The sequence below is a fragment of the Pectobacterium carotovorum genome, assembly GCF_033898505.1.
GTDB lineage: Bacteria > Pseudomonadota > Gammaproteobacteria > Enterobacterales > Enterobacteriaceae > Pectobacterium > Pectobacterium carotovorum_J.
Genome location: NZ_JAXAFK010000002.1, coordinates 454758 through 478808, shown reverse-complemented (window position 1 = coordinate 478808; position 24051 = coordinate 454758). Strand labels below are relative to the sequence as shown.

The 24051-nt window shown below is 51.2% G+C and carries 22 protein-coding genes and 1 tRNA gene; 2 read left to right on the top strand and 21 right to left on the bottom strand.

Annotated features, from left to right (window positions below; all coding sequences use genetic code 11):
* Window positions 1-18: 18 nt before the first annotated feature.
* The 12 genes from R9X49_RS14205 to R9X49_RS14150 all read right to left on the bottom strand — a co-directional run bounded on the left by R9X49_RS14205 (window position 19) and on the right by R9X49_RS14150 (window position 12850).
* The gene (locus tag R9X49_RS14205) at window positions 19-1422 is read right to left on the bottom strand and encodes a CpaF family protein (RefSeq protein ID WP_319849017.1); all 1404 of its coding nucleotides are present in this window, start codon (window positions 1420-1422) and stop codon (window positions 19-21) included.
* A gap of 78 nt (window positions 1423-1500) precedes the next feature.
* Window positions 1501-2700 (bottom strand): hypothetical protein, encoded by a 1200-nt coding sequence (locus R9X49_RS14200; RefSeq protein WP_319849016.1) that lies wholly within the window; start codon window positions 2698-2700, stop codon window positions 1501-1503.
* Between the two features lie 14 nt (window positions 2701-2714).
* Entirely contained in the window at window positions 2715-3401 is a 687-nt protein-coding gene (locus R9X49_RS14195; RefSeq protein WP_319849015.1) for a CpaD family pilus assembly protein, read from the bottom strand.
* Window positions 3402-3421: 20 nt separating this feature from the next.
* Window positions 3422-4858 (bottom strand): type II and III secretion system protein family protein, encoded by a 1437-nt coding sequence (locus R9X49_RS14190; protein ID WP_319849014.1) that lies wholly within the window; start codon window positions 4856-4858, stop codon window positions 3422-3424.
* A gap of 79 nt (window positions 4859-4937) precedes the next feature.
* A complete protein-coding gene (gene cpaB, locus R9X49_RS14185) occupies window positions 4938-5882 on the bottom strand; it encodes a Flp pilus assembly protein CpaB (protein ID WP_319849013.1) in 945 nt (314 codons plus the stop codon).
* A gap of 46 nt (window positions 5883-5928) precedes the next feature.
* Window positions 5929-6480: a prepilin peptidase gene (locus tag R9X49_RS14180; RefSeq protein WP_319849012.1), complete on the bottom strand. Its 552-nt coding sequence runs from the start codon at window positions 6478-6480 to the stop codon at window positions 5929-5931.
* A 7-nt stretch (window positions 6481-6487) separates the two neighbouring features.
* Window positions 6488-6709, bottom strand: a complete 222-nt coding sequence (locus tag R9X49_RS14175; protein WP_010295686.1) for a Flp family type IVb pilin — start codon at window positions 6707-6709, stop codon at window positions 6488-6490.
* A 312-nt stretch (window positions 6710-7021) separates the two neighbouring features.
* Entirely contained in the window at window positions 7022-8521 is a 1500-nt protein-coding gene (locus R9X49_RS14170; RefSeq protein ID WP_319849010.1) for a HAMP domain-containing sensor histidine kinase, read from the bottom strand.
* The gene (locus tag R9X49_RS14165; RefSeq protein WP_319849009.1) at window positions 8499-9209 is read right to left on the bottom strand and encodes a response regulator transcription factor; all 711 of its coding nucleotides are present in this window, start codon (window positions 9207-9209) and stop codon (window positions 8499-8501) included. Before R9X49_RS14165 ends, R9X49_RS14170 begins: the two co-directional genes overlap by 23 nt.
* 33 nt (window positions 9210-9242) lie before the next feature.
* Window positions 9243-9380, bottom strand: coding sequence for a hypothetical protein (locus R9X49_RS14160; protein WP_319849008.1), 138 nt, complete (start codon window positions 9378-9380; stop codon window positions 9243-9245).
* A gap of 187 nt (window positions 9381-9567) precedes the next feature.
* Window positions 9568-11214 carry a Na+/H+ antiporter gene (locus R9X49_RS14155; protein WP_225181477.1) on the bottom strand — a complete coding sequence of 549 codons (1647 nt, stop codon included), beginning with the start codon at window positions 11212-11214 and terminating at the stop codon, window positions 9568-9570.
* A 280-nt stretch (window positions 11215-11494) separates the two neighbouring features.
* Window positions 11495-12850 (bottom strand): NCS2 family permease, encoded by a 1356-nt coding sequence (locus R9X49_RS14150; RefSeq protein ID WP_012773362.1) that lies wholly within the window; start codon window positions 12848-12850, stop codon window positions 11495-11497.
* 242 nt (window positions 12851-13092) lie between these two features.
* Here R9X49_RS14150 and R9X49_RS14145 point away from each other — a divergent pair, with 242 nt between their 5' ends.
* Window positions 13093-13497, top strand: coding sequence for a hypothetical protein (locus tag R9X49_RS14145; protein ID WP_319849007.1), 405 nt, complete (start codon window positions 13093-13095; stop codon window positions 13495-13497).
* A gap of 254 nt (window positions 13498-13751) precedes the next feature.
* Here R9X49_RS14145 and lpxP read toward each other — a convergent pair whose 3' ends face one another.
* Entirely contained in the window at window positions 13752-14675 is a 924-nt protein-coding gene (gene lpxP, locus R9X49_RS14140; RefSeq protein WP_319849006.1) for a kdo(2)-lipid IV(A) palmitoleoyltransferase, read from the bottom strand.
* A gap of 376 nt (window positions 14676-15051) precedes the next feature.
* Between lpxP and R9X49_RS14135 the strand changes: the two genes are divergently transcribed.
* Entirely contained in the window at window positions 15052-16119 is a 1068-nt protein-coding gene (locus R9X49_RS14135; RefSeq protein ID WP_319849005.1) for a DUF1176 domain-containing protein, read from the top strand.
* A 90-nt stretch (window positions 16120-16209) separates the two neighbouring features.
* Here R9X49_RS14135 and R9X49_RS14130 read toward each other — a convergent pair whose 3' ends face one another.
* The 8 genes from R9X49_RS14130 to R9X49_RS14095 form a co-directional block, all read right to left on the bottom strand.
* On the bottom strand, window positions 16210-16602 hold the full coding sequence (locus tag R9X49_RS14130) for an SgcJ/EcaC family oxidoreductase (protein ID WP_319849103.1): 393 nt from the start codon (window positions 16600-16602) through the stop codon (window positions 16210-16212).
* A gap of 831 nt (window positions 16603-17433) precedes the next feature.
* Window positions 17434-18594 carry a hypothetical protein gene (locus tag R9X49_RS14125; protein ID WP_261855439.1) on the bottom strand — a complete coding sequence of 387 codons (1161 nt, stop codon included), beginning with the start codon at window positions 18592-18594 and terminating at the stop codon, window positions 17434-17436.
* A 101-nt stretch (window positions 18595-18695) separates the two neighbouring features.
* Window positions 18696-19130: a hypothetical protein gene (locus tag R9X49_RS14120; RefSeq protein ID WP_261855440.1), complete on the bottom strand. Its 435-nt coding sequence runs from the start codon at window positions 19128-19130 to the stop codon at window positions 18696-18698.
* A 212-nt stretch (window positions 19131-19342) separates the two neighbouring features.
* A complete protein-coding gene (locus R9X49_RS14115) occupies window positions 19343-19633 on the bottom strand; it encodes a hypothetical protein (RefSeq protein WP_261855441.1) in 291 nt (96 codons plus the stop codon).
* A 230-nt stretch (window positions 19634-19863) separates the two neighbouring features.
* Window positions 19864-20421 (bottom strand): hypothetical protein, encoded by a 558-nt coding sequence (locus R9X49_RS14110; RefSeq protein WP_261855442.1) that lies wholly within the window; start codon window positions 20419-20421, stop codon window positions 19864-19866.
* 1020 nt (window positions 20422-21441) lie between these two features.
* The gene (locus R9X49_RS14105) at window positions 21442-23067 is read right to left on the bottom strand and encodes a site-specific integrase (protein WP_261855443.1); all 1626 of its coding nucleotides are present in this window, start codon (window positions 23065-23067) and stop codon (window positions 21442-21444) included.
* Between the two features lie 113 nt (window positions 23068-23180).
* Window positions 23181-23254 (bottom strand) — tRNA-Gly (locus tag R9X49_RS14100).
* A gap of 81 nt (window positions 23255-23335) precedes the next feature.
* On the bottom strand, window positions 23336-24019 hold the full coding sequence (locus R9X49_RS14095; protein WP_319849004.1) for a LysE family translocator: 684 nt from the start codon (window positions 24017-24019) through the stop codon (window positions 23336-23338).
* Between the last annotated feature and the right edge of the window lie 32 nt (window positions 24020-24051).

The following is a 24051-nucleotide window of genomic DNA, read 5'->3' as shown; positions in this document are numbered from 1 at the left end:
CGGCGTCTCCTTCGTCCCTTACTGCGCATCAAACAGGTGCGATTTGTCGCTGTAGAACTGCGGACGCTGGATGTGCTGAACATATTCACCCGTCAACAGGCCCTGCCCGTCCATCCCCTGAATGTTGAAGCTGAACAGATCCTGAAGTTGGATCACTTCGTTCTCCATGCCGCACACTTCAGTGATGGATACCACGCGGCGCATGCCGTCGCGCATACGTTCGATCTGCACGATCAGATGAACCGCACTGGCGATCTGACGGCGGATCGCCATCAGCGGCAGCTGCATGTTCGCCATCATCACCATGTTTTCCAGACGCTGTATCGCATCGCGCGAGGTATTGGCGTGTACCGTACACAGCGAACCGTCGTGGCCAGTGTTCATCGCTTGCAACATGTCAAAGCTCTCGCCGCCGCGTACCTCGCCCAGAATGATGCGGTCAGGGCGCATACGCAGGGCGTTACGCATCAGATCGCGCTGATCGACGCGGCCGGTGCCTTCGGCGCTGACAGGACGGGTTTCCAGCCTGACCACATGTTCCTGCTGCAATTGCAGTTCAGCGGCATCTTCAATGGTGATAATGCGATCGGTACTGCCGATCTTCTGCGACAGCGCATTCAGCAAGGTGGTTTTCCCCGCGCCCGTTCCGCCGGAAACAATGACGTTAACGCGCGCCTGCATCGCTTTGTTCAGGACATCCGCCATCGCGTAGGACATGCAGCGGCGCTCCGCCAGCATTTCCAGCGACAGGTTGCGGCGCATGAACTTACGGATCGAGATCGTAGTACCGTCGATCGCCAGCGGGTAGGTGATAACGTTGACGCGACTACCGTCCGGCAGACGCGCATCCACCATCGGGCTGGCTTCGTCGATACGGCGCCCTACTGCGGCAGCAATGCGCTGCGCGGTGTTAAACACATGCTCTTCATCAATGAAGGTAATCGGCGACAGTTCCAGTTTGCCAAAACGCTCGACAAACACCTGACCGGCGCCGTTAACCAGAATATCGTTGACCGTGTCATCCGACAGCAGCGGCTGGATCGGCCCGATCCCAGTCATCTCGTCCAGCATTTCGGCGGCAATGGCTTCCTCTTCCTGCCGGGAAAGCTGCAGGCGCTGCTCATCACAGATGCGGCGGATTACCGTTTCGATCTGCACCAGCAGCTTGTCGCGCCCCATCATCGCCGCTTTGCCTGCGTCGATCTGATCGTAGAGCTGTGCGCGAATAATCCGGCGCTGGCTGGTCCGGTTGTCCGTCTGGCGAGCTGCCGGAGCAGATCCAGACGCAGTGTTCGCCGCAGGCTGTGTGCGGTTCTCCGCAGCCGGACGCGTTTTCAGTTCTGCCACGTTGGCAGCAGGCGCAGGCTGAGGCGTGCTTTTTCCTGCTTCGCTTTTTTGCAGGTTATTCTTGCGAATCAACATAATCCTGAACCCCAAAAAACAGTCCGTAACCCTAAAATAGTCCGTTCATCTTTGAAAAACGGCGCACGCTGAACATCATCAGGCGCGTTTTAACCAACGTGAGAACCAGCGTTTTTCCGCCGGTCTGGCGCGCACGCCACAGGCCAGATCGACCAGTTGGCGCAAGCCCTGCTGGAAAGCAGGCGCCGCAGCCAGATTCAGTGCGCCGAGCGTCAGGCTCTGCGATAACGCGTGACCCGCGTTCGGCAGCACGACATCAATCTTCCGGCCAGTAAATTGTTCGAACTGATCGCGACTGAGCGGCGCGGACGTGGCAAAACGGCTTTGGTTATGCACCAGCAACAGACGTTGCCCTTCGCTTTCGTCGCCGATCTCATTCAGTACGCGCCGCACATTACGCGCATCCTGAAGCGTCAATTCCGTCACGATGATGCGCAGATCCGCGTAGGTCAGCACATCCAGCGCTCCGGTCGGATAGCTGCTGGGCAGATCCCAGATCACCTGATTGAACATGCGGCACAGCGCCCCGCCGAGATTCAGCACGTTATCTACGTCAACTGGCCCCAATTCGCCCAGCTCCGGCTTCTGCGCCAGCAGATGCAGGCGGGTATCCACCCGCAGCATGGCGCGCTGCAAGAGTCGGGTATCCAGCTCCTGCGTTTCCAGCACTGCCGCCAGCCCCGCGTCATCGGTTTGCCCTTGCAGCAGCAGTTGATCGCCGTTACGGCGATCGAAATCCACCAGCGCGACGGGCAAATGACGTTCGCCGGACAGCAGGCGGCTCAGCCCCATCGCTACGGTACTTGCCCCGCTTCCGCCGCTGGCGCCGACGACCGCAATCGTCCTGCCCATGCGGGCATATTCTGGCCCGGCCTGTTGGCCTTCACACTTCGCCAGCGTTGCGGCCAGCAGATCCAGCGTGAACGGCTTCACCAGATAGTCCACCACGCCAGCCTGAAGCAGCGCGCGGTATAAGCCGACATCCTGCTCTTTGCCCGTCGCAATCACCTGGCTGGTTGGACCGCAGACGCTCAGCAGCTCTTCCAGTGCCGGAAGCGGCCAGTGCGCGCCTTCCAGATCTACCAGCAAAATGCGTGGCGGGACATTCAGCTCACACCATTGACGAGCAGCGGCAATACCGCCGGACATCACCGGTACATCCGGCTGTTTCAGGCGAGTGAAGAGATCGCCGATATCCGCCACATCGCGTACGTCATTGGCGAATGCCACCAGCGGCAGCGCCAGTTCTTCACCATCGTTAGGGGTAATTTCACTCATGGAATGTCACGCCCTTAATCTTCTTCAAAGTTAATGTCGATGAGCTCTTTCACTTCACCTTTGTGATAACGTTCGATGCTATTGACCGCCGCTACGCCATCCGCATCATCCAGCGCTTTCGCCTGAATCAGATCGCGTGGTTCAGCAACCATCATCGCCAGATTGTTCTGCGTGGCACAGCCGAGAGAGCCAATGGCTTCATAAGGCTTCACCATCAGCTGATTCGGGTCATTGATCGTGCAACGGGTGGTTTTGACCACCAGCGCCTCGGAGATCACTTCCAGATCGCCGTTCTGACCGCTCGCCGTAGAGCGGCGCATCTGTTTCACGTTCTGTGGATTAGCGCCGGCATTTTTCAGCACCGTCGCCAGTCGCCCTGCCATCTGCTCGCCGCTCACGCTGTGCGGGATCAGCGTCAGTGTCTGTGCCGATAGCCGCCCCTGATCCTTCAGCATGATATTGAGCTGCTTCAACGACTCGGGGAGGAACCCCCGCCCGTTCGGCGCGGCCAATAACGGCACTGACACCGATGAAGGCTGGACGGCAATCGGTTGAAGCCCAGGCTGGTCAAAACGCTGCATACGAACATCGTTAATCGGCTTATTCCATCCGCATCCTGCCAGCAGAAAAACGGCGGTAAGCACCGCTGCGCGCAGGGGCAGCGGACGAAACGGAGGGTGGTTGCTGTTGATCGTTTTCATGTTTTATTCCCCTCACGGACTCAGTAGAGATAGCCGATAGATGCCGAACGCGGCATGGAAGCATCTAGCATTTTTACGCCTTGCCCCGGCGTCTGAAGCTCACCTGCGTTAACCGGCTCAACCACATAGGCGGTCGCGATAATGACCAGTTCCGTTTCTTCCTGACTGGTGGCTTCACTTTCAAACAGGCGACCAAACATCGGGACGCTACTTAACCCCGGCACGCCGTTGATCGTCTGGCTACCCGCGCTACGCAGCATTCCCGCCAGCGCAAAGCTCTGTCCGCTGGCCAGCTCTACCGTGGTATCCGCACGACGTACCGTTAATGCCGGAATACGCGATCCCCCTTCCAACTGTACAGAACCCACTTCAGTAAGCTCACTGACTTCCGGCGCAATGTGCAGGCTGATACGGTTGGCAGACAGCAGCGTTGGCGTCATGCGCAGAATCACACCGTAAGATTTGTAATCAATGCTGACGCTGTTATTGGTGATCAGGACGATCGGCACTTCGCCACCCGCCGCAAACGCCGCCGTTTCCCCTGACATCGCCGTCAGGTTGGGTTCAGCCAATACGGTTGCCATGCCCTGTTGGTTCATCGCGGTTAACAATCCGCTCAGTCTGGAGCGGCCGAAGTTGAGAAAGCCCGAATCCGTTGGGTTAGCAAATCTCCCGGTCGTGGCGTTGAACAGATTCAGACGCGAGCCGCTGCCTGCGGTCATGTTGCCGCTGCCGGTGCTCAGTGACGCCGCCCAGTTGAAGCCCAGTTCGCTGGTCAGCTTGCGAGACACTTCCACCACGCGCACCTGAATATTGATTTGCGAAGGCGTTTTGATTTTGAGCTGATTGATCACCTTGCCGGAGGATTCGCTGGAGCCCGGCAATTTTTCGCCACCGCCTCCACCGCCGCCCTGCCCGCCAGAGGACGCACTGATGTAAGCCTGAATACTGTCGATCACGCGCTTGGCATCCTGTGGGGTATCGACGCTGCCGCGTACAATCACACCGCTGGGAATCGAGGCTTCCAGTTGGATATCCGCACCGGGGAATTCACGCTTCATGCGTTCACCCAGCGCTTTCAAATCATGCTCGGATACCAGACGAATGGCGTTGATGACATTGCCATTTTCATCCATCGCGTAGAGCGTGGTGGTACCGACGCTTTTGGCGTAGACAAACAGGTTACCCGGCGAAGGCAGTTCAAAACTGGCGATATTCGGATCGGCCACCAGCACGCTGTCCGGCAGTCCATGGAGTTGCAGTAACCGTCCCTGATTCACGGTCAAACGCACCTCATCGGTGACTGGCGCAACAGAGACCCCGGCAGCCAGCGTGGTCGCAGGCAACATCATCGTCGTCAGCGTGACAGGCAATACCGCATTAAACAGGCCAGCGGTCAGCAACCGTTTGCACGTGCCCCGAAAGTCCGATTTCAAAAACAGCGAAAACATCGTCATTTACTTAATTCCGTAATGGGCTTCATTTTTCCATGAGCAACTCGCGGCTCCCCGCAGGCTGTCAGATTGCGTACTCGTCTTATCGGGAGGGGAACGTCACCACGTCTTTTTGCTCAGCGCGATAGATTTTCACTTTGCGTTCACCGGATCCTGCTGATAGCACCTCGTAGATATCGGTCGCGCGCGGAACCGTGGTCACATGTGGTCGCCCTGTCGCTGGATCGACCGCATCATCCAGATCAGCACTGCGTAGTGCTAAATGCAGAATGCCGAGTTCTTTGGCAACAGTTAGCGCTTCAGCCTGCTGAGGCGTCACTTCCAGCGTAACGGTTTGATAGGTGGCAGGACGAGAACGCACGGCTGATTCACGGCTTTTAGCGGTGGCATCAAGCACCGTACCGTCTTCCGCGGTATCAAAGCGTGGATATACCGGCGTACCAGTTCTGTCATTCAGCGCCAATACGCGTAAATCACGAACAATGGTTTGTGACGCCAACAGCGGCATCACGACAGGTTGGTTACGGCTTGCGGGTAACTCTGACTGATCGTCTCGTCTCATACTGAGGATCACATCGACACGATCGCCTGCTGAGACTAGCCCAGCATTGCTCGCAATCGCGCTAGTGGGAACGGAGATAGCTCGCATCCCTTTATGCAGCACGGCGGCAACAAAGCCCGGTTCATTCGGCTTAACCAATACATTACTGGTCAGCAGCGCACCTTCCGCAACGGTTTCACGCAGCGTTGCGCCCAGCAGCAGGGACTGGCTGTCTTTGCCACGAACAAAGTTAAATGATCGGGAAACCGATTGATCTGTCTCCTGCCAGCGCAGTGAGGCAGAATCAATGAAATCACCGGGATGAAGATCTTTCGCAGCCACCAGAACAGCCGTTTTTTCCGGCGCTTTCACCACAACGGGAGGTGGCGGAGGGGGTTCCGAAGAGAGATGACTACGCACCACCAGCGCAACAATGCCTGCCAGAACGAGCGCACCTGACAGTACGTATGTAGAGTTCACTTTCATTTCAACTTGCCTACCCTAGCGTGTGTGTCTTAAAGCTGCGACAGAATTAAAACAAGGGAAAAATCAGGACATACATCGCGCCGAATGCAATGGCGACGCCGTAAGGTATGCCTTGAGAAAGATCGGCGGGCAACGCGGGTGGCATAGGCAACCGACTCTTGAATATCCGGTTGGTGGTTTGAATGCCCATCGCCACCGCTGTGGGTACGGTATTCAGCAGCGGCAGGCTAAGCGCCAAAACACCGCCAGCCAGCGCCGTCACCATGACGAAAACGATCTGGTGCCCTTGCCCAACCCACAGGCACAGCACACTCATCAGCTTGACATCCCCGGCACCTAATCTGCCGGTGAGGAAAAGCAAAAATCCCACAACCAATACAGCCGCCGCACCAGGCAGCGCCCATAGCGTTTTCCGTAGTGCCAATATATCTAACGCACCGGATTGCAGGACATGTGAAGCGCTGAAGAACAGCCAGCCCAGCAATAAAATCAGTACCGCCCGATTGGTAATTTTGCGTACTAACAGGTCGGTACTGATACACCACAGCAGGCAGCCCATCAGCAGTGCCGTCTGCAGCCAGTGCGTGTAATCCGCCATCTCGCGCTTATTTCGCTGCGCCGGAGGTACCGCCGCTAGTGCCCGTACCGGTGATTTGATCGGCGATTTGGGTGAATTTCTCATTCAGCGCTTTTACGAAGATACCGTCGCCGCCGAAAATAGCGCCAATTGCTGCCGCCATTGCCGCCGCAAGAATGCCGTATTCGATTGCCGTTACACCGCTCTCGTCACGCAGGAAAGAACGTAATTTTGCTTTCATGTTTTTCATGGGAAGACTCTCTAATTCGCAGGCAAAGGAATCATGGCCTACTCGGGAATTCGGGGGTGCCATGATGATAATAAGATTAATAATGAGACTTATTATCAAGCGCCGCAAGCAGTAGAACATTAATATTCGTTAATCTTTTCATACAAAAAATTATCAATAAAAATCAATAATTAACATGAACTTCCTTACAAGGAAAATTAATAAATATTCATGTTTTTTGCAGGGATATTCATAAAAATTGAGAGAGGCGAGTGATGGTAGGCTGGGGAAAAATCGCCCGTAATGCGTCTGTTCATCGTAAGAAAAAACGCATTAACAGCGATTAATACACAGATAGACGTTCAAGCCCGGTTCAGAGGAGTCCAGATAGAGCTTGCCGCCGTGCAGGTCGGTAATCGCCTGAACCAGAGACAGCCCCAGCCCATAGCCGGACTGAAACCAGGTATCCAACCGCTGAAAACGCTGTAGCGCTTTGGTGTGAAGCGCGGGCGGAATCCCTGGGCCACGATCGGCGACGCTAAGGGCGATCCAGCCGCGATACAGCGTCACGCTCAAGGTGATGTATTTCCCCTGTGCCGCGTATTTCAGCGCGTTCTCCACCAGATTGGCCAGCGCCTGAAACAGCAGCGCGCGGTCGCCAAAAAGCTGGATTCCGGCTTTGATTTCAATCTTCAGGCGACAGCCGCGCTCTTCTGCCAGCGGCTGATAATATTCGGCAATTTCTTCCAGCAGTTGGCGCGCTTCAATGCTCTCAAACTGGTGCACACAGCGCCCGCTTTCGATTTCACCGATGCGCATCACAGTCCGGAACAACCCGAGGATTTTGTGTACCTCATCCACCGCCAGATTCAATTCATCACGAACGTCGTTATCCAGCCCTGCGCGTTCTGTCAGGTTAAACAGGCGGTTTTGCAGATGCGTCAACGGCGTACGCAGCTCATGTGCGACGTGGCTTGATGTGTTACGCACCTGCTCCATCAGGCGTTCAATCCGTTCCAGATTCTGATTAATGTCGGCGCTCAGGCTATCGAAATCATCGTCGTAAGGCGACAGCGGCATACGCACCTGCTGCTCGCCGCTGCTGTAGCGATGCAGCGCCGCACGGATTTTCTCCACGCTGCGCAAGCTGCGTAAACTGAAATGGCGGCTGACGAACAGGCAGAAAAGCAGCACGATAAACAGTCCCGCCCCCGCCACCAGCGGAATTGTTCTCACCCGTTCTAACATGGGCCGAATGTTGTAGGCGGTAAACAGTACGCCCCCGTCATCCAGCATGACGGATAAACCGATCAGATTGGGATCGTCTGGGCTAGAAATTTCGGCCTTAAGGCAGCTGACATCCATCCGGCAATCGGTATGCTGCCGCATTTCCAGAGGGTGTGAGTTTGCGGAATGGGGAGGGAGTGGATGCGCTCTTAATGGATGATTGTGATACAGAATATCACCGTCTTTATTCATCACCAGAAACAGCGGTAATTCATCCCCTTTCGCCCGATTATCCTGGCGTAATTGTGCGATCAGGCTATCGGCATTCGTTAAGCGCGACTGCATCGAATAATCGTAAATATTACCCAGAATAACTTCACGTACATGCGTTCTAATCAGCGTTTCACTTAATGAACTGAAGCCGACAATACACATCAGCATCATTAATAAGAACAGAAAAACAATGGTTATTGCCTGACGAAAATTAGAGGTGCATAAAAAGCCAGGGTATTGGCTTGCTCCCAGTAATTGCCAGTGTTTTATTTTTACCTGCCAGCGCTGCCCCAGCTTCTTTATTTTTATTTTATTCAGCGTGGCTGCCAACATCGGTTTTGTCCTTATCTACCGCGCCTAATGCGTAGCCCATCGCTCTCAGCGTTTTAATTAATGGACGCGGGAAGCCTTTATCAATTTTCGCCCGCAGCTTTGACATATGAACGTCGATCAAATTGGTCTGTGGATCAAAATTATAGCCCCATACACGCTCTAGCAGCATGGTGCGCGTAATCGCCTGACCTGGATTTTCCATCAATATAATCAGCAATTTGATTTCTTTATCGGTCAAATCGATACGCTTGCCGCCACGCCATGCAACGCGCTGCATACGATCCAGTTGCAGATCTTCAAAAGTCAGCATGGAAGGATTATCCGCATGGCGTTTACCGCGCCGCGCCATAATATCCAGACGTAATCTAAGCTCATTAAAATTAAAAGGCTTGCCGAGATAATCTTCTGCGCCAAGCTCTAAGCCCATCACCCGATCGACATCACGATCCAGCGCCGAGAGCAGCATAATAGGTGGGTGGCGCGAGCCTTGTAATTCGCGTAATACCGTAAATCCATCCATGATGGGTAACATTCTGTCTAACAGAACAACATCATAAACTTCATCCTTGATCGCTTTTAATGCGTGTGCGCCATCATGCACCATTCGGCAAGAATGGCCGTGGGAATGTAATTTAGACCCCAGCCAATGGCACAGCACAGAATCATCATCAACCACTAATACACGCATAATTTTCCCCTATAAACGTGGCTTATTACCTAATTAATTCAGGGTTAATGTCCGTTTATTTTTATCTGGTCCTTCAAACAGCCATTCACCCCACACGGTGTTGATACCGTGCGGGCCGTTTTGTGCTTCTTGTTTTTTTACTTTTCTGCTTTTTACTGCTCTACTTTTCACCTATGAGAAAAGTCCTACGGATAATAACAATCATTATCATTTAGTGACAAGCAGTTTACAATCGCCTGACGTCGTTCTTAGGCTGGACGCATAAAAAACATCCCCATCGCTTACGCCATGGGGATGCAGAGGAAGAAAAGGGAAAAGAAAGAAATCAACGTGGTAACGGGGATCGCCTCACCGCGTTTTACTCATTTTCGATCAGAAGCGCTTCCATCAGATCGAGGTCGCGCAGCATTTTTTGCAACGTCTCATTGCTGATCTGCTGTGTGGCGCGCAGATGATACAGCTCCGCACGTTCGGAGTTCAGCGCGGTCAGACGAAAACGCCGCTCCAGATTCTCAATCAGCAGGCCATTTTCAGGATCGTCTTTATCGATTAGCCGTCGGCGCAGATTACCGATGACGCGCGCGCTGACTTCTTTCAGCACCTGCTCATCAATGTTTTCCTCCCGATCGGCCGCCAGACGCTCCTCCATTTTGTGCATACTTTTGATCGCCACTTCTGCCACCGCCATACGTGCCATGCGGATTTCTTTGGCGTGTGCGGCTTTATCCGCCACCACCACGCCGCGCAGTAGAAACGGCAAGGCCAGCACGCCACACAGCAGAGAAAACAGAATGACGCCCGTGGCGATAAACACTAATTGATAGCGTGACGGGAACGCGGTGCCATCAGTCAGCAGCAGCGGAATAGACAGCACACCCGCCAGCGTAATCGCCCCTCGCACACCAGCAAAGGACGCGATCCACAGCTCGCGCGTAGAAAACTCGGCGAAGATCATCGGGCGCTTTTTCTGGATGTGCATGCTGTATCTTTTCATCACCCACAGCCAGCAGAAACGCAGCAGCAGCAGAGCACCATAGATGATCGCAATATCGGTAAACAGCATCCAGGTTTCAACCGTTGGATCCAGCTCCGCCTGCGTCACCGAGGTTTCCAGAATGTCTGGTAATTGCAGACCCAGCATGATGAACACCATGCCGTTAAACACGAATTCCAGCATCGACCACACGCCGTTGGCTCGCAGCCGCATCGCAAGTGGCGCGCTACGGATGACGCCAGACTGACCGATGGTCATCCCCGCCGCCACCGCCGCCAGAATGCCCGACACGCCAATGTGTTCCGCAATCAGATACGACGCGAAAGGCAACAGCAGCAGCAGCACAATCTGCGTTGCGGCATCATCACCGCTCCAGCGGCTGATAACGCGCAGCGATTTACCGAATATCCAGGTCACGCCGACGCCCGCCAACAGTCCGCCCAGCGCAACCTGCATGAACTCCAGCGTCGCACCGGAAACGGTAAATACCATCGTGCCCATCGCAATCGCGACAGCAAATTTTAGTGACACCAGGCCGGACGCATCGTTCATCAACGCTTCGCCCTGCAAAATGCCCATCAACTTTTTCGGAATACGATCTTCACCCACGATACCAGACAGCGCGACGGCATCCGTTGGCGACAGCACAGCGGCCAGCGCGAAGGCCGCAATCAGCGGCATGCCCGGCACCATCCAGTAGATGAAATAGCCGATGCCCACCACGGTAATCAGTACCAGAACCAGCGCCAGACCAATAATTTCCCGACCGTGCCGCAGAAACTCACGCGTAGGTGTTTTCCAGCCGTCGGCAAACAGCAGCGGCGGAATGAAGAGCACCATAAACAGCTCGGGATTGAAATCAACGTGCAAACCGAACTGGGGCCAGGCAAGGATGGCACCAAGCGCAATTTGCATTAAAGGCAGGGGAATTTGAAAAGGTAAAATGCGGGTAACCACCCCGGACAGGGATACAACCAGGGTCAAAATAAGAATCGTAAAAAATATTTCCATGCTTTCCTTAGACGTACTCCTAAATCAAAAAATTCTGCCTGTTAGCGAGCAAACTGCCCTTCCATATTTAACGCATTTAGCTCGGTATGAAAATGGATTTCTGGGTGGAGAGGAAAAGTAATTACTTTACTGATTATCACACAAGTAACATCAACCCAAAGCCAATAAAAGGGCACATAAAATCACGTTTGGCGTGAGAAACGATAAAGAAGGGAAAGAGGAAGGAAAGACGAAGAATAACAGACCTTCTGGACGGCGCCAGAAGGTCTGCTGGAAGGGGTTACAGCGCCCAACCGCCAGCGTAAAACACCACCAGCGCGACAGCGATAATGACGGTGCCGATGTTCAGCTTACGCCATTCACCAGCACAGATGCGGCCTAATACCAGCGCGCCAAAGCCCAGCATGATGCCGGTCACGATGTTACAGGTCAGTACGATGAATACGGCACATACCAGACCGGACATCGCATCGACGAAATCATCAAAGTTCAGTTTGGATACGTTACCCAGCATCAGCAGGCCAACGTACATCAGCGCAGGTGCTGTGGCATAGCCAGGCACCAGATACGCCAATGGAGAGACAAACAGCAGCAGCAGGAACAGCACACCCACTACGGTTGCCGTTAAGCCCGTTTTACCACCGGCTGCCGTACCCGCCGCAGATTCAATGTAAACCGCCGCAGGTGACGTCCCGACCAGGCTGGAGAAAATGCTGCTCACGGAGTCTGCGGTCAGCGCTTTACCACCGTTGATGATTTGCCCGTCTTTATCCAGCAGGTTCGCCTGTCCGGCTACGGCACGGATAGTACCGGTAGCATCGAACACGGCAGTCATCACCAGCGCCAGCACGCTCGGCAGAACCATCGGCTGCAATGCACCCATGATATCCAGACTGAAGATCAGCGACGAACCGTCAGCCGCCGTCAGGCTCGGCAACGCAAAGAAGCCAGAGAATTTTACATTTGGGTCAAAAATCAGCCCCAGAATAGAGATCGCGATGATAACCAGCAGGATACCGCCCGGTACGCGACGTTTTTCTAAACCGATGGTCGCCGCCAGCCCCAGCAGGGACATAACGACGGGGAAAGAAGTGAAATTGCCCAGTGCGACTGGCAAGCCATCAATCGGGTTTTTTACCACCAGCCCCACACCGTTAGCGGCAATAATCAGCAGGAACAGGCCAATACCAATCCCCGTTCCGTGCGCGACGCCCATCGGCAGGTTGCGCAAGATCCAGGAGCGGATGCCGGTGACGGAAATGATGGTAAACAGCACGCCCATCAGGAAGATCGCACCCAGCGCGACAGGAATACTGATTTGTTGCCCCAGCACCAGACTGAACGCGGTGAACGCCGTCAGTGAAATCGCACAGCCAATCGCCATTGGCAGATTAGCCCACAATCCCATCAGCAGCGACCCCAGCCCGGCAACCAGACAGGTCGCAACAAACACGGCCGCAGGTGGGAAGCCGGCCTTGCCCAGCATGCTCGGCACCACAATCACCGAGTAAACCATCGCCAGAAACGTCGTCAGGCCAGCTAACACTTCCTGACGCACATTACTGCCGCGCTGTGTAATTTTGAAAAAAGCATCAAGCGTGCCCTGCGAGCCTGCCTGACGGGTGGTGTTTGACATGGTGGTATCCCCTGAAATGCCATTATTATTTAAGATCAATTTGACCGGTTCCCGCGGCCTTGCTCCGCAAGCGTGCCAGCATCACTGGCACATCATGAACCGTATAGCTCCGCACGCAAACGATTAACTCGCTGAGTGCAAAACCGGAAAACGTTGTCGTATCAAGACATTACCGTATAAAAACATTGCTATATCAAAACAGGCTGTACTAAAACGAGCTGGATAAAACGGTATCTGGCAATGTGAAGCGCACGATTATCCCGCTTCACCCGCGCGTATTTCAACTGCTAATCGAGACAATTTACCTATCTCACTTAATCTGTCCGATAAGGACGCCTTCAGCCAGTACAGGTAACGTTCAATCAGGTAACTCGCTGAAAACGCGTCAGTATGAAGAAAAAGCAGAAAAGGTTTTTAGACAGAAATCAAAACAGCGGTTTACTCTTCACAAACTGATCGTTCATTTTTTTGTGATTCTCATCACAAAAAAGTTGACCACCCGTATCAGTGCGAGTATTCTTAAAAACGTGAACAGCATCACAGAAAAACAATCAACTAACAATGAGGAAATGACCATGAAACTGCTGAACAAAATCATCGCTATGTTTGAAAACATCAACATCAACTTTGGTACTTTCAACCAATAATTATTTAAGAATCGTGGGGATAAAAAGATGCGCGTTGTCCGCAAAATCAATCAAATATTAAAAGCGTTGGGCAAAACCTATCGCGGTGTTAACCCCCACGCTATCTTCCGTTAATCGTACTTAAGTACGTTAACCACCATAAAATGGCTGCCATCCGGGCGGCCATTTTTGTTTTACACGATGCGTGACGGATTCTGCTCACCATACCGTGATGGCGCAGAAGCGCCATCCGATATCACACGTGCTTTATGCCATCAGGCGTAGAGCGATACCTCCCCTGCCGGGCGCGTTTTAAAGCGGCGGTGCAGCCAGAGATACTGCTCAGGCGCACGCATGATTTCTTTCTCAATCACCTTATTCATATAACACGCCGCAGCCTGTTCATCGTGATAAGGGTAATCCTGTAATTCGGGCTGAATCACCAGTTGATAACCAGAGGCATCGGGCTTGCGAATCAGTACCGTCGTCATCATCGCCGGTTTTGCCAGACGGCTGATCGTGTACGTGCCGCTGGTCGTCGCCGCATTTTTCACCGCAAAGAACGGGGCAAAAACGCTACCTTTAGGACCGTAGTCCTGATCGGGAGCGAACCATACCGCTTCGCCGCGTTTCAACGCCTGCACCATGCCACGCAGATCTTTACGGTCGATCATCGCCTTGTTCGAACGAGAACGCCCCCAGGTTTGTACCATCTCCATCGCTTTATTATTGTGCGGGCGGTACATCGCCATCATCGGTCGACATAGCCCCATCGCCCTGCCGCCCAACTCCAGCGACATGAAGTGAATACCAATCACCATCACGCCCTGACCTTTTGCGGTAGCGTGCTGTAAATGTTCCAGTCCCGAAACATCAAACCAATGACGCACGCGACGATCGGACCAGAACCAGGCCATGCCGGTTTCGACCAATGCCATGCCGAGCGAAGCAAAGTTGTTGTCGATCATCGCTTCTCTTTCGTCGTCAGAGATCGTAGGGAAGCACAATTCAAGGTTGCGTCTGGCAATCGACACCCGGCGTTTAAGAAAAACGCGGGACAGGCGACCCGCACTGCTCCCGATTTTCATCAGCAGCGGGTAAGGAAGTTGAACTAATAAAAACAGCACGCCAAGGCCGAACCAAGTCGTCCAATAGCGCGGATGGAGTAATGCCCTGGTAAATGTTTGCTTAATTTTCATGATACTCGTCTTTAAGTGATTAACAGCGTACCGCATAAAGAGTCGTTCTTATCGCGCTACATCTATCATGACACTTATTTATAGGAATCGTTTTATCTGTGTGGAAAACTGCTTCTGACCGTTATCACGCATGAGGTTAAAAAGCAGGATAAACATGCTGATAACACAGAGGGGATGTTGAGCAATCGATGAGCAGTTGACGGCAGCGGCATCATACCCGATTCGCTCTTAATAAAGGAGTGGTCGGACAAGAAATATTCGCAATATCACGTAGTCTAGCGCTAACATCTTGGCATATGTCAAAAAAGCGCTTAACGTCCTGACTCGAAGAACAGGACGATGACAAGTAACAATATAATCAAGGACTTGATGGAAAATGACTTTTTCTCTCCCTCCCCGCCTCACTGTGCTCGCTGCTCTTATCGCGGGTATCCCTACTTTGGCGTTGGCTACAACACTTGCCGATAGCACTTTCTCTCATAAAGACTGGGAAGTGGTCTGTGATAATACGCTGACGTGCCGGGCTGCCGGTTACTCGTCAGAAGAGCAGTACGCGGGAGAAGAGAAGGATATTCCCGGTGTCTCACTGCTTCTCACGCGTCATGCGGGGCAAAATACGCCAATAACGGCCGACCTCATGCTCGCGGAGGTATACCAAGCGATACCTAAAGGCACCACACTCACGCTAACCGTTGACGGCGTGGATAAAGGCCTGCTCACTTCAACCGGAGACAATCTCTGGCAGCTAAATGAGAAGCAAATTGCCGTCGTATTACAGGCCCTGGAAGGAAGCGGAAAAGTGGCTTTTCGTCACAATGGCGTCGTTTCCGAACTGTCTGGGGCTGGTGCTTACGCGGTACTGTTAAAGATGGATGAGAAACAAGGTCGCATCGGCACAACCGACGCCATCACCAAAAAAGGGAATAAAAGCAGTACGTTACCTTCCGTAACAGCTCCCGTCATCTACGCAGCAGTCACTAAGCAGGAGCCATCACGGAGTCTGACGGATGCAGAACAGTCGGCTATCCAGAAAAAACTGCTTAAAACACTAGATGGCGACTGCGATAGATTGCAGCCGCAAGATGGCCAACAAGCGGAACCCATTGAGATCACGCCACTGAATGACACCCTGTCCCTGCTCAGTACCCTTTGCTGGCGCGCGGCGTATAACGAAGGCTACGCCTACTGGGTCATCGATAACGCCATGCAGACTCAGCCGCAGCTCGTGACGACAGATGGCACAGATTACGAGGACGGTGAAATTACCTCTGTGCATAAGGGGCGCGGACTCGCGGACTGCATGAGCTATGACGCCTGGACATGGGATGGCAAAGCATTCCAGCAAAGCAGTGTATCGACCACAGGTTCATGCCGCATGATCCAACTTGGCGGCACCTGGGATTTACCTAGCTGGACAACAACCGTGGTGAAACCGGGTAAATGACAGGAATTGAGGTCACTCGCTGACCTCAAATTCAATCATGGAAAAGCTACCGAGGAAGAATAAAGGCGCGCCAGCCTTGGCTAAACAGAATCAGTCAAGCAGCGTTGTTCCATAGGAATTATCAATTGTGCAAAGCCAGTTCCCATTAGCGTCTTTCCTGAACACATAGGTTGCTCGCCGGGTCGTTGTAACAATACTGCCCTGCTCATCTGGATAATGCAGAACGGTTTCCATGATGACTAAAGCGTCTCCGCCCCCCTCAATGACCTGCATATTTCCTTGTTCAACAATAAGCTGATTTTTAAAATAATCGGCAATAGCGACAAATGCTTTTCTTATATCGTCTTTGCCTCTCGCAACCATGCCTGGCTTGATAACAAGTGCGGCATCCTCGGCGTAATAATCCATCAGGGCATCAAGGTTTCGCTCAGAGATTGCTTTATCACAGGCCTCAATAATTTCGCGTATCGGATGTGGTTTCATAAGCATTGGCCTCAGTAAAATGGCGTAAAACCCAATAGAAATAACGCACAACCCTATGATAATAGAGATATTATTCATAATAATCTCTTGTATTCAGATTGCGAGAAAATTCTACTTATGAATGCTCTGTTTTTTTCGGGGGATTACTTTATACGCACATTCTATACACTCTGATGTATATATTTCGATAATCGGGTTATTCCCTAAGCAACTAAAAAGCAGCACAAGGCCTTGTCATTATTGGATTTTTGGGACTTGGGTTGACGATGAGAGAAGAGAGCTTGGAGCGAGTGAAGGGAATCGAAGCACCGAAGACAATCAACATCTAACCATTTGTTTCTTAAAGAAACGATGAAACCGAAGGTTACAGTTATGGTTACACATTGAGTGATCTCTAGTCAATATCATTGTTAGATTCCGATTCAGGAATAGAACCAAAGGCAAGCCAATGTTTCGATTACAGGGACAAACCACCTCCGTCTTGGGCAACTTATTGACGACCCACGGGGGTAATTGTCCGACAAAGAGCTATTACATACCCTCTCAGATTTTTGTGATATTTTTCTCAAAGGCCACTTCAGGTCAGCCGGAGCGTAGCCGTTTATGGCATTCAGTAAGCCCGACCCACAGCCTCTATGATTGGTGCCAGCAGGCCGCCGTTAAGGTGCCCTGATAGCGTCAGATAGGCCAGCAGGCAGGTAACTATTAGTTTGACCATCAGAGGCGCTAGGTCTCGTAGGATAGTTGGCATAATGGCCCCCTTGTATTTATGATGTTATATCATAACATATAATAAACCCAAGGGTATTGACCCAAGGGTTCTTGTGGATGTTATGCTTTTTTGAATGTCAGGCGGTGTACCACAGGAAACTCAGCGGTCGCCTCTACGTTGAACTCGCCTTGCTTCACCTTAACGGTGCCAGTCGCCATCACATCAATGACAGCAATCAACTCTACAGCGTAACCAGCGCGGCTAGGTTGGCGTGTGACCATAATCTTGACGGTATCGCCTTGCTTGGTAGAGCGAAATGACAGCATCGCAAACCCTTTCGGCAGCAAGTAAACACCAGTGTCTTCACCAAGGTATCCCATAATGGTACATCCGAATAACTCGCTTGCGTCTTCATGGCCTGCTCGTTGGGCTGCACGCTCTAGTACGGCCTCTAGCTTCTCAGGCACCATCAAGGCGTAAGCGTCGAGTGTTGCCCCTAAGTGAACCGGAAGGTGAATAGCCAGATAATCAAGCAGATCTTCAGCAGCATCTTTTGGTTTGGTGCTCAGAGCATCACACTCTAACGTTACAAGGTCAGGTGTCTTTGCTAGTACCTTGGCGACATTACCCGCCATGACACGGCAGAATTGAATCTGCATGTTTTCGACAGTTTGACGTAAAGACCCAGCAGTCCACCCACCCATCATATCGAAATCGGACACGGTGGTAGCAGTCGAGCACAGAATGCCTGTTTGCGTGTTGTCATCGCCATGCAGTACAGGGGCGACCATTACCGCAGACCCAGCAATTGCTTTCGCTGTAGGCAGGTTGGAACGGTCACGTTTACCGTTCGGATTGAAGGTCACTGTGCGATCTTCCAGCAGTTGTACATTAAGTGGGGTCGGCTGGCTGGCGAATGGTCGGAACTCAGACGGGAAGATGTGGATTTGCATAGCATCAGCAAACTCGCCATCATTAAAGGTCGCATCTAGTGATTCTTCCAACGCCTTAATGTAGTCGTGTACGTCATTACCGAAAGGTTGCGGATTGCCGGAGCGGTCTGTATAGCCAACGTTTAGAATTTGACCTGTGCCGTCTTGCTGGTTTACAAGCTCGGTGCGGCTGATATCAGTTCCCCAGACAGAGTTAGGGATCTTTTCCCCGTTGGAATCCTTGAGGTGCGTCTTCAGGTCATCGAGCGTTTTGATTTTTGATTGAGTAGTGTCGGTACGTTTAATCTCGGTGGTAGCGTTGGCGTTGCTGTGCTTAGTGTTCTGCATGATGTGGTTCTCCTGTGTAAGTTAAATCTGGTGAGTTGACCTGCTGTTTCCTTTGCGGGGGAGACTGGCAGGCCATCGTATTGGCGTTTAAATGTCTGGACTTACAGCCCGAAGTCAGCGCCCTTGCGGCCATAGCGGCGAGCGTATTCATCTTGAATGCGTGCTTTCTCGGCTCTTTCCGCTGCAATCTCAGCAGGAGTAGCGTTCATTGCTGCCATCCGTTCGTGGTGCTCACGGACTTCCTTAAGGCGCTGTTCATGTGCCTCTCGGTTGTTTCGGATGGTCTCAGCCCAAGCGGTAGCGTGCTTGCCATAGCCTCGAATGCTGAAGCCGTTAGCCGACATCTCCGACAGCAGATGATGTGACCCATGACTGTACGGCTGGAAATATGCCAGCAGGCTAGGAACTACGACGTTCACAAAATTGACTACAGGGTATTCAACGTCACACCACAACACGGTCGCCCCGTCTTTACTAAGAGTTAGCTTCTGTTTGACGATGTTCAGTAATGGCAGGTTTTCATTGATTGATGACATGATTTGATTCTCCTTCTTGAAATTGGATGATGAACTTATCGGTATCGCAGACACAGTCATGCCTACGGTCTCCCCGCATCGGTCAGTTCAAGAAAGGGTTTTATTTACAAAGAGTAAGCCTCCTGAGGAGGCCAAGGGGATGCAGCATAGTGGTTACTGCTGGATCGATATTGAGATTTTTGTGAGTAAATTTAAAGGGATACAGAAGTGGATTACCGCCACCAACCACCACCAATCGCATAATGAAAACCAGTAAGTATTAAGGCGACGGCTATTGCTAAGCTAAAAAGGACGCCACATACGCCTGACAATCTGTTGAATGCAATGCGGTAGATTATCCCTGCGACGAATAGGCTTCCCGAAGCCCACCAGAAAGCGCGCATACCTCTAGCTACTGCGCGGTACGTTTCCCACGTTGTCCCACCGCTGATATAACCAGCCATAACGCCCACACCTAAAAGCAGCACTGACATCCCAATGAATGACCCCATGCCTTTCAACATCTTTTATATCCTGTAAAAATAACTAAAGAGAAAGAGGCAAAGGATATCTGATTCTGGCTCCCTTATTGATCGTTTGTCTCGATCGTTAAATTGGAATTGATCGCCAATACCTATATTGACGCCTTGTGTTTCTGCTTTGTTGGCAGACAAAAAACGTCAATTAGGGGGGAGCTATCCGGCGGCATATAGTTCTCTTCCCTTAGGTATTAGGGTGTCAATTTGCATAGGAATTATATATTCACCATTATTCTGTTGTACCAGACACTGGTACGAGGGATCAGGGAGAGGCCTTGAGATTTCGTCATATTGCCATTAAGAACAGCTTTGTAGATACGCTCAGGCTTCCTGCCATCAACACGTTTACCAATCCTATTCAAATTCCGCATAGCTTCTCTGTAGTCGTCCTTATGGCGTTCCAATAGCTCGGCCTCTTTCTGATAGCCCAATTCAATCATTTTATTGGCTACAACTTCGGCAATCTCTGGCATCTCCAAGATGGCTTCAAAAGCCGCATAGACCATATCTTCAAAATCTGCTGAGACCCATCCGGCGTACTTTAAGGTTGCTTGTTTATCTGCGTAGATATATTCACCGTTGTACCTATGCATTTTTTGCAGAGCTTCCAGACGCACAGTGCTTTTAGTTCGCCATTGGGACGGTGCCTTAGCACGGGTTAATTCGAGAACTTTCCATATTTCCGTCAGATTCCACATGCCGCAGTCATTAGCTTTAAAGCTGTGCTCTTCAATAATAATGATATGGCTTGCGTGTTTGTTTAATTTATTCATGCTTATGTGTTCTCCATTTGTATGCATCCTGAAGTCCCATCCTGCTGGCCTACACAAAGTCCCCACATAAAGGGAGACCAGCAGGAGACAGGATGCAGACAGAGTGACTTTGCGATTTAAATAAAGAAGGAAGGCGGGGAGAGCCTTGTATTTCTTGATGACGTACCATTCACGGTAAGAAATTTCCGGAGCGGTTTAACTCGACGATTGAATATAATATCGGTGGTGATTCATCGCTCGGTTCACTGCCCAGATTTGGGCTGCGAGAATTACCGTTCTGTTCATTGCTCAGGTCAGCCATCATACGCCGAATATCGCGGATAACGTGCCTATGAGACAATTGAAGAGGGGTGCCAAAAGGCAAAAACCTAACGTACTCCTCCCGTGATTCCTGTGGCGGTAACCTGTCGATGCAGCTAAGTTTTGTCCTTTGCCTAGTAGTGAGTCGTTATTCATGATGACAGCAATGGCGGCTTTCACAAGACCAAATGATAGCCTATGGTTGATACATAGATGACCCTGATTAATTAAAAGTTCAGGCCATAGGTTATTCTCTAGGCTGGTGATAGACAATTATCATTCATATTATCACCTCTCCCTAAGTTACCTTTAAGCCCTTATCCTAGTTCCATCACTCAGTCTTTCCCGAAGGTTAGCTGTTAATACCAAAAAAAAGCATCAATTCATCATCAAGGAAATATCAGTCTGACCCTATCAGGATATAAAGTGGCTTAACGTTAATAGGGATTGTGATTATATTACTATAACAATTAGAATGGAGCTGAATGACCCCTTAAGTACACAGTCAGTAGCCATGCATAAACACTGCATGAATAAACTGAATGCTAACTTAAGGGAAGTCTTAAGGGTCTCTCTTCTAGTAGTGAGTCGTTATTAAATGTGATTGATTTACATAGAGTTTTAGCAATCCACCCATCCTTAGGCAGACTGATTAACCATTCACTCTTAATGCATAAAAAACCGAAAGGTAGATAATCATCCTGTATTGGTTAGATGTTTTCATTGCTGAGGCAAGTAGACACCAGACAGAACATTAAACAGTTTATCCACTTCAACTTCTTTAGCATAACGGTCATAGGTAATCGACCCCGAGCTATGCCCCATAATCGCCTGAGCGTAAGCCAATTCGACACCATGCTGTTTTAGCTGCGTGGCTACTGTGTGCCTAAACGAGTGGAATGCCAATCCATCACGGTCAGTCAGAACCTTAGGCAACAACGTCCGATTAAACCACTTGCTAACTTGTTCGCCGTAACCGTTCTTCATGAGGTGTAGACCATCGAACACCAGCGCATCATCGCCGCCAGCGCTTCTACGGGCCTCTACAAGTGTCATGAAGTCAGCCAATATAAAACCGTACGCACCATCAACAAGCGGCACGTAGCGTTCACTATGGGCATTCTTAATGCTCTTACCGGATAAGCTGCTATCATCTTCATTGATATGGATATAAACAGTTTCCGTTCCCGTGGTCTTAACGTCTTTAACCTGTAGTTGCGCCACCTCATTCAGCCTTGCTCCAGTGATTGCAGCCAAAGCGGTGACATAATAATGATATGGCTTACCTGAGTTCTTCTGTGAATACGCTCTAGCGGCGACCAATATTTGCCTCACTTGCTCAGGACTAAAGGCATTACGCGCCTCAGAGACTCTACGCTGGGGCACTTTTAGTTCCAACCCTTCAGCTAGATTCTTGACTAATAAGTCATTTCTTACAGCCCATTTAAAGACGGCTGACAGCTTAATCAGGTATCTATTGTTAATTGTTACCACATCCAGACAATCAGCCTTATCCTCACGATTCAATAGGTCTGCCAATGGCGTATTCTTGTAACGCTGCTTACGGTGCTTTGGTAATCGCTGGAGGACATCACGAACCTTTAGCATATCAGCGCGAGTTATCGCGTTAGCGTCCTCGTTGAGGCCCATATAGTTGAAGATTTCGATTAACGTAGCGTGGGCCGATGTGTTTTCTCTTAAGGTTGCTGGCTTCCAATTCTGAGCATTCTCATCTTCGTATTGCCCAAAGAGAGCAGCAACACTGACGGTAGCCACTTCTGGCACATTAACAGGTAGGGATACAGACGCCTGATTATTTGACCGATCAATATCATAAAATCCATCGATATAATCTATGAGAGGTTGACTGTCTCCCACTTCTATACGTTTCATGCAAGCCTTTAGTACCTTCAGCGCTTCATTGATGTATCGGTGTTGGTCAATACTCAACGGTTCACTTGCTAAAGCATCAATAAGGCCCTCGCCTACTTCCCCGTACTGGTCACGATAGATATCCCTCATGTCTGGCTCAAAGAGGTCTGAACGCCCCAACGACAATTCCCACTCAGCAATATCCCTTAGATGCTCCCTCATCTCCTCATAGGAAGCGTTAGGCTTATCCGCATGGATTGCTTTAAGTGCTGCCTTAATGTGTCGAGAGTGAGCCATAGCGGTACGCCTGTCTTTGGTTCGTAATGAAACTGAAGTTATCTTATTCTCATTCATTTTAGACTTCCAGACATCTTTACTTCTTTTTGTTTTCATACGGAAATAGTAAACGCCGCCACGCTGGTATAGATAAGTGGTAATCGAGAGAACACTGGTTGAATTTGATAGCTGAATCATGGTCTGTATGCCCTGAGCAGGGTTACACAGTAGGTTACAGTAAGTAACTCTGTAAGGAGGCGTTAAGCCGTGTCCCTTAGGATTCAGTAAGTTAGAGGTCTTTAAGAAGGTCATGGAGCGAGTGAAGGGAATCGAACCCTCGTATGCAGCTTGGGAAGCTGCCGTTCTACCATTGAACTACACTCGCACAAAGAAGCGAATGGCATTATAGCGCTATGCCGTTGCCGAGCAAGTAAAAAACCCGGCAACATGTTGATGTTTTAGCCAGTTATGCAGCCGTAGAGAACGGCAGAAACAGCGTCTCATACCCATTGGAAATAACGTGCCAGGCAAAGTAGGCAAATAGCAGCGCGGAGATCAGGCTGCAATAGAATGAGATACGCTCTTTCAGCAGGCGCTGACCGTACTTCACCAGCGCGGCGAGGAAGAATGTCCACAGCACGCCGCCCACAAAAAAGCCCAGCAGAAACAGGCTAATCATGAAGGCTGAGCCATCGGTAGATTGCGCGATAATGGTGCCACCAATCGCAGCAAACCACAGTAACGCCGTTGGTGACGCCAGCGCCATGCCAACGCCGCTGAAAAACTCGGTATAGCGGGCAGGCGGCGCAGTAAAATCCGCCGCATTCGCTGTCGCAGAAAGATTGGCGAAACGTTTAACCTGATAGTCACGCCATGCCGCACGCGCCATACTGAACGTCATCCAGATCAGAATCAGCCCGCCGCCAATCCATAGCGCCCAGCGAACGGGTGTCAGATTAAAGACAACCGCCAGACCCAGCACCGACAGCGTGGCATAGAACAGATCGCCGAAACAGGAACCCAGCCCGATATAAAACGCCGAGCGCGCGCCGTGCCGCAGCCCCCGGTTAATAATCGCGGTATTGACCATCCCCAGATCGAGACACAGCGACAGGGATAGCAGCATCCCCGTGAACACAACTAACAGCATGGAATTCCCTTCGAACGTTAAGCAATAAGGCG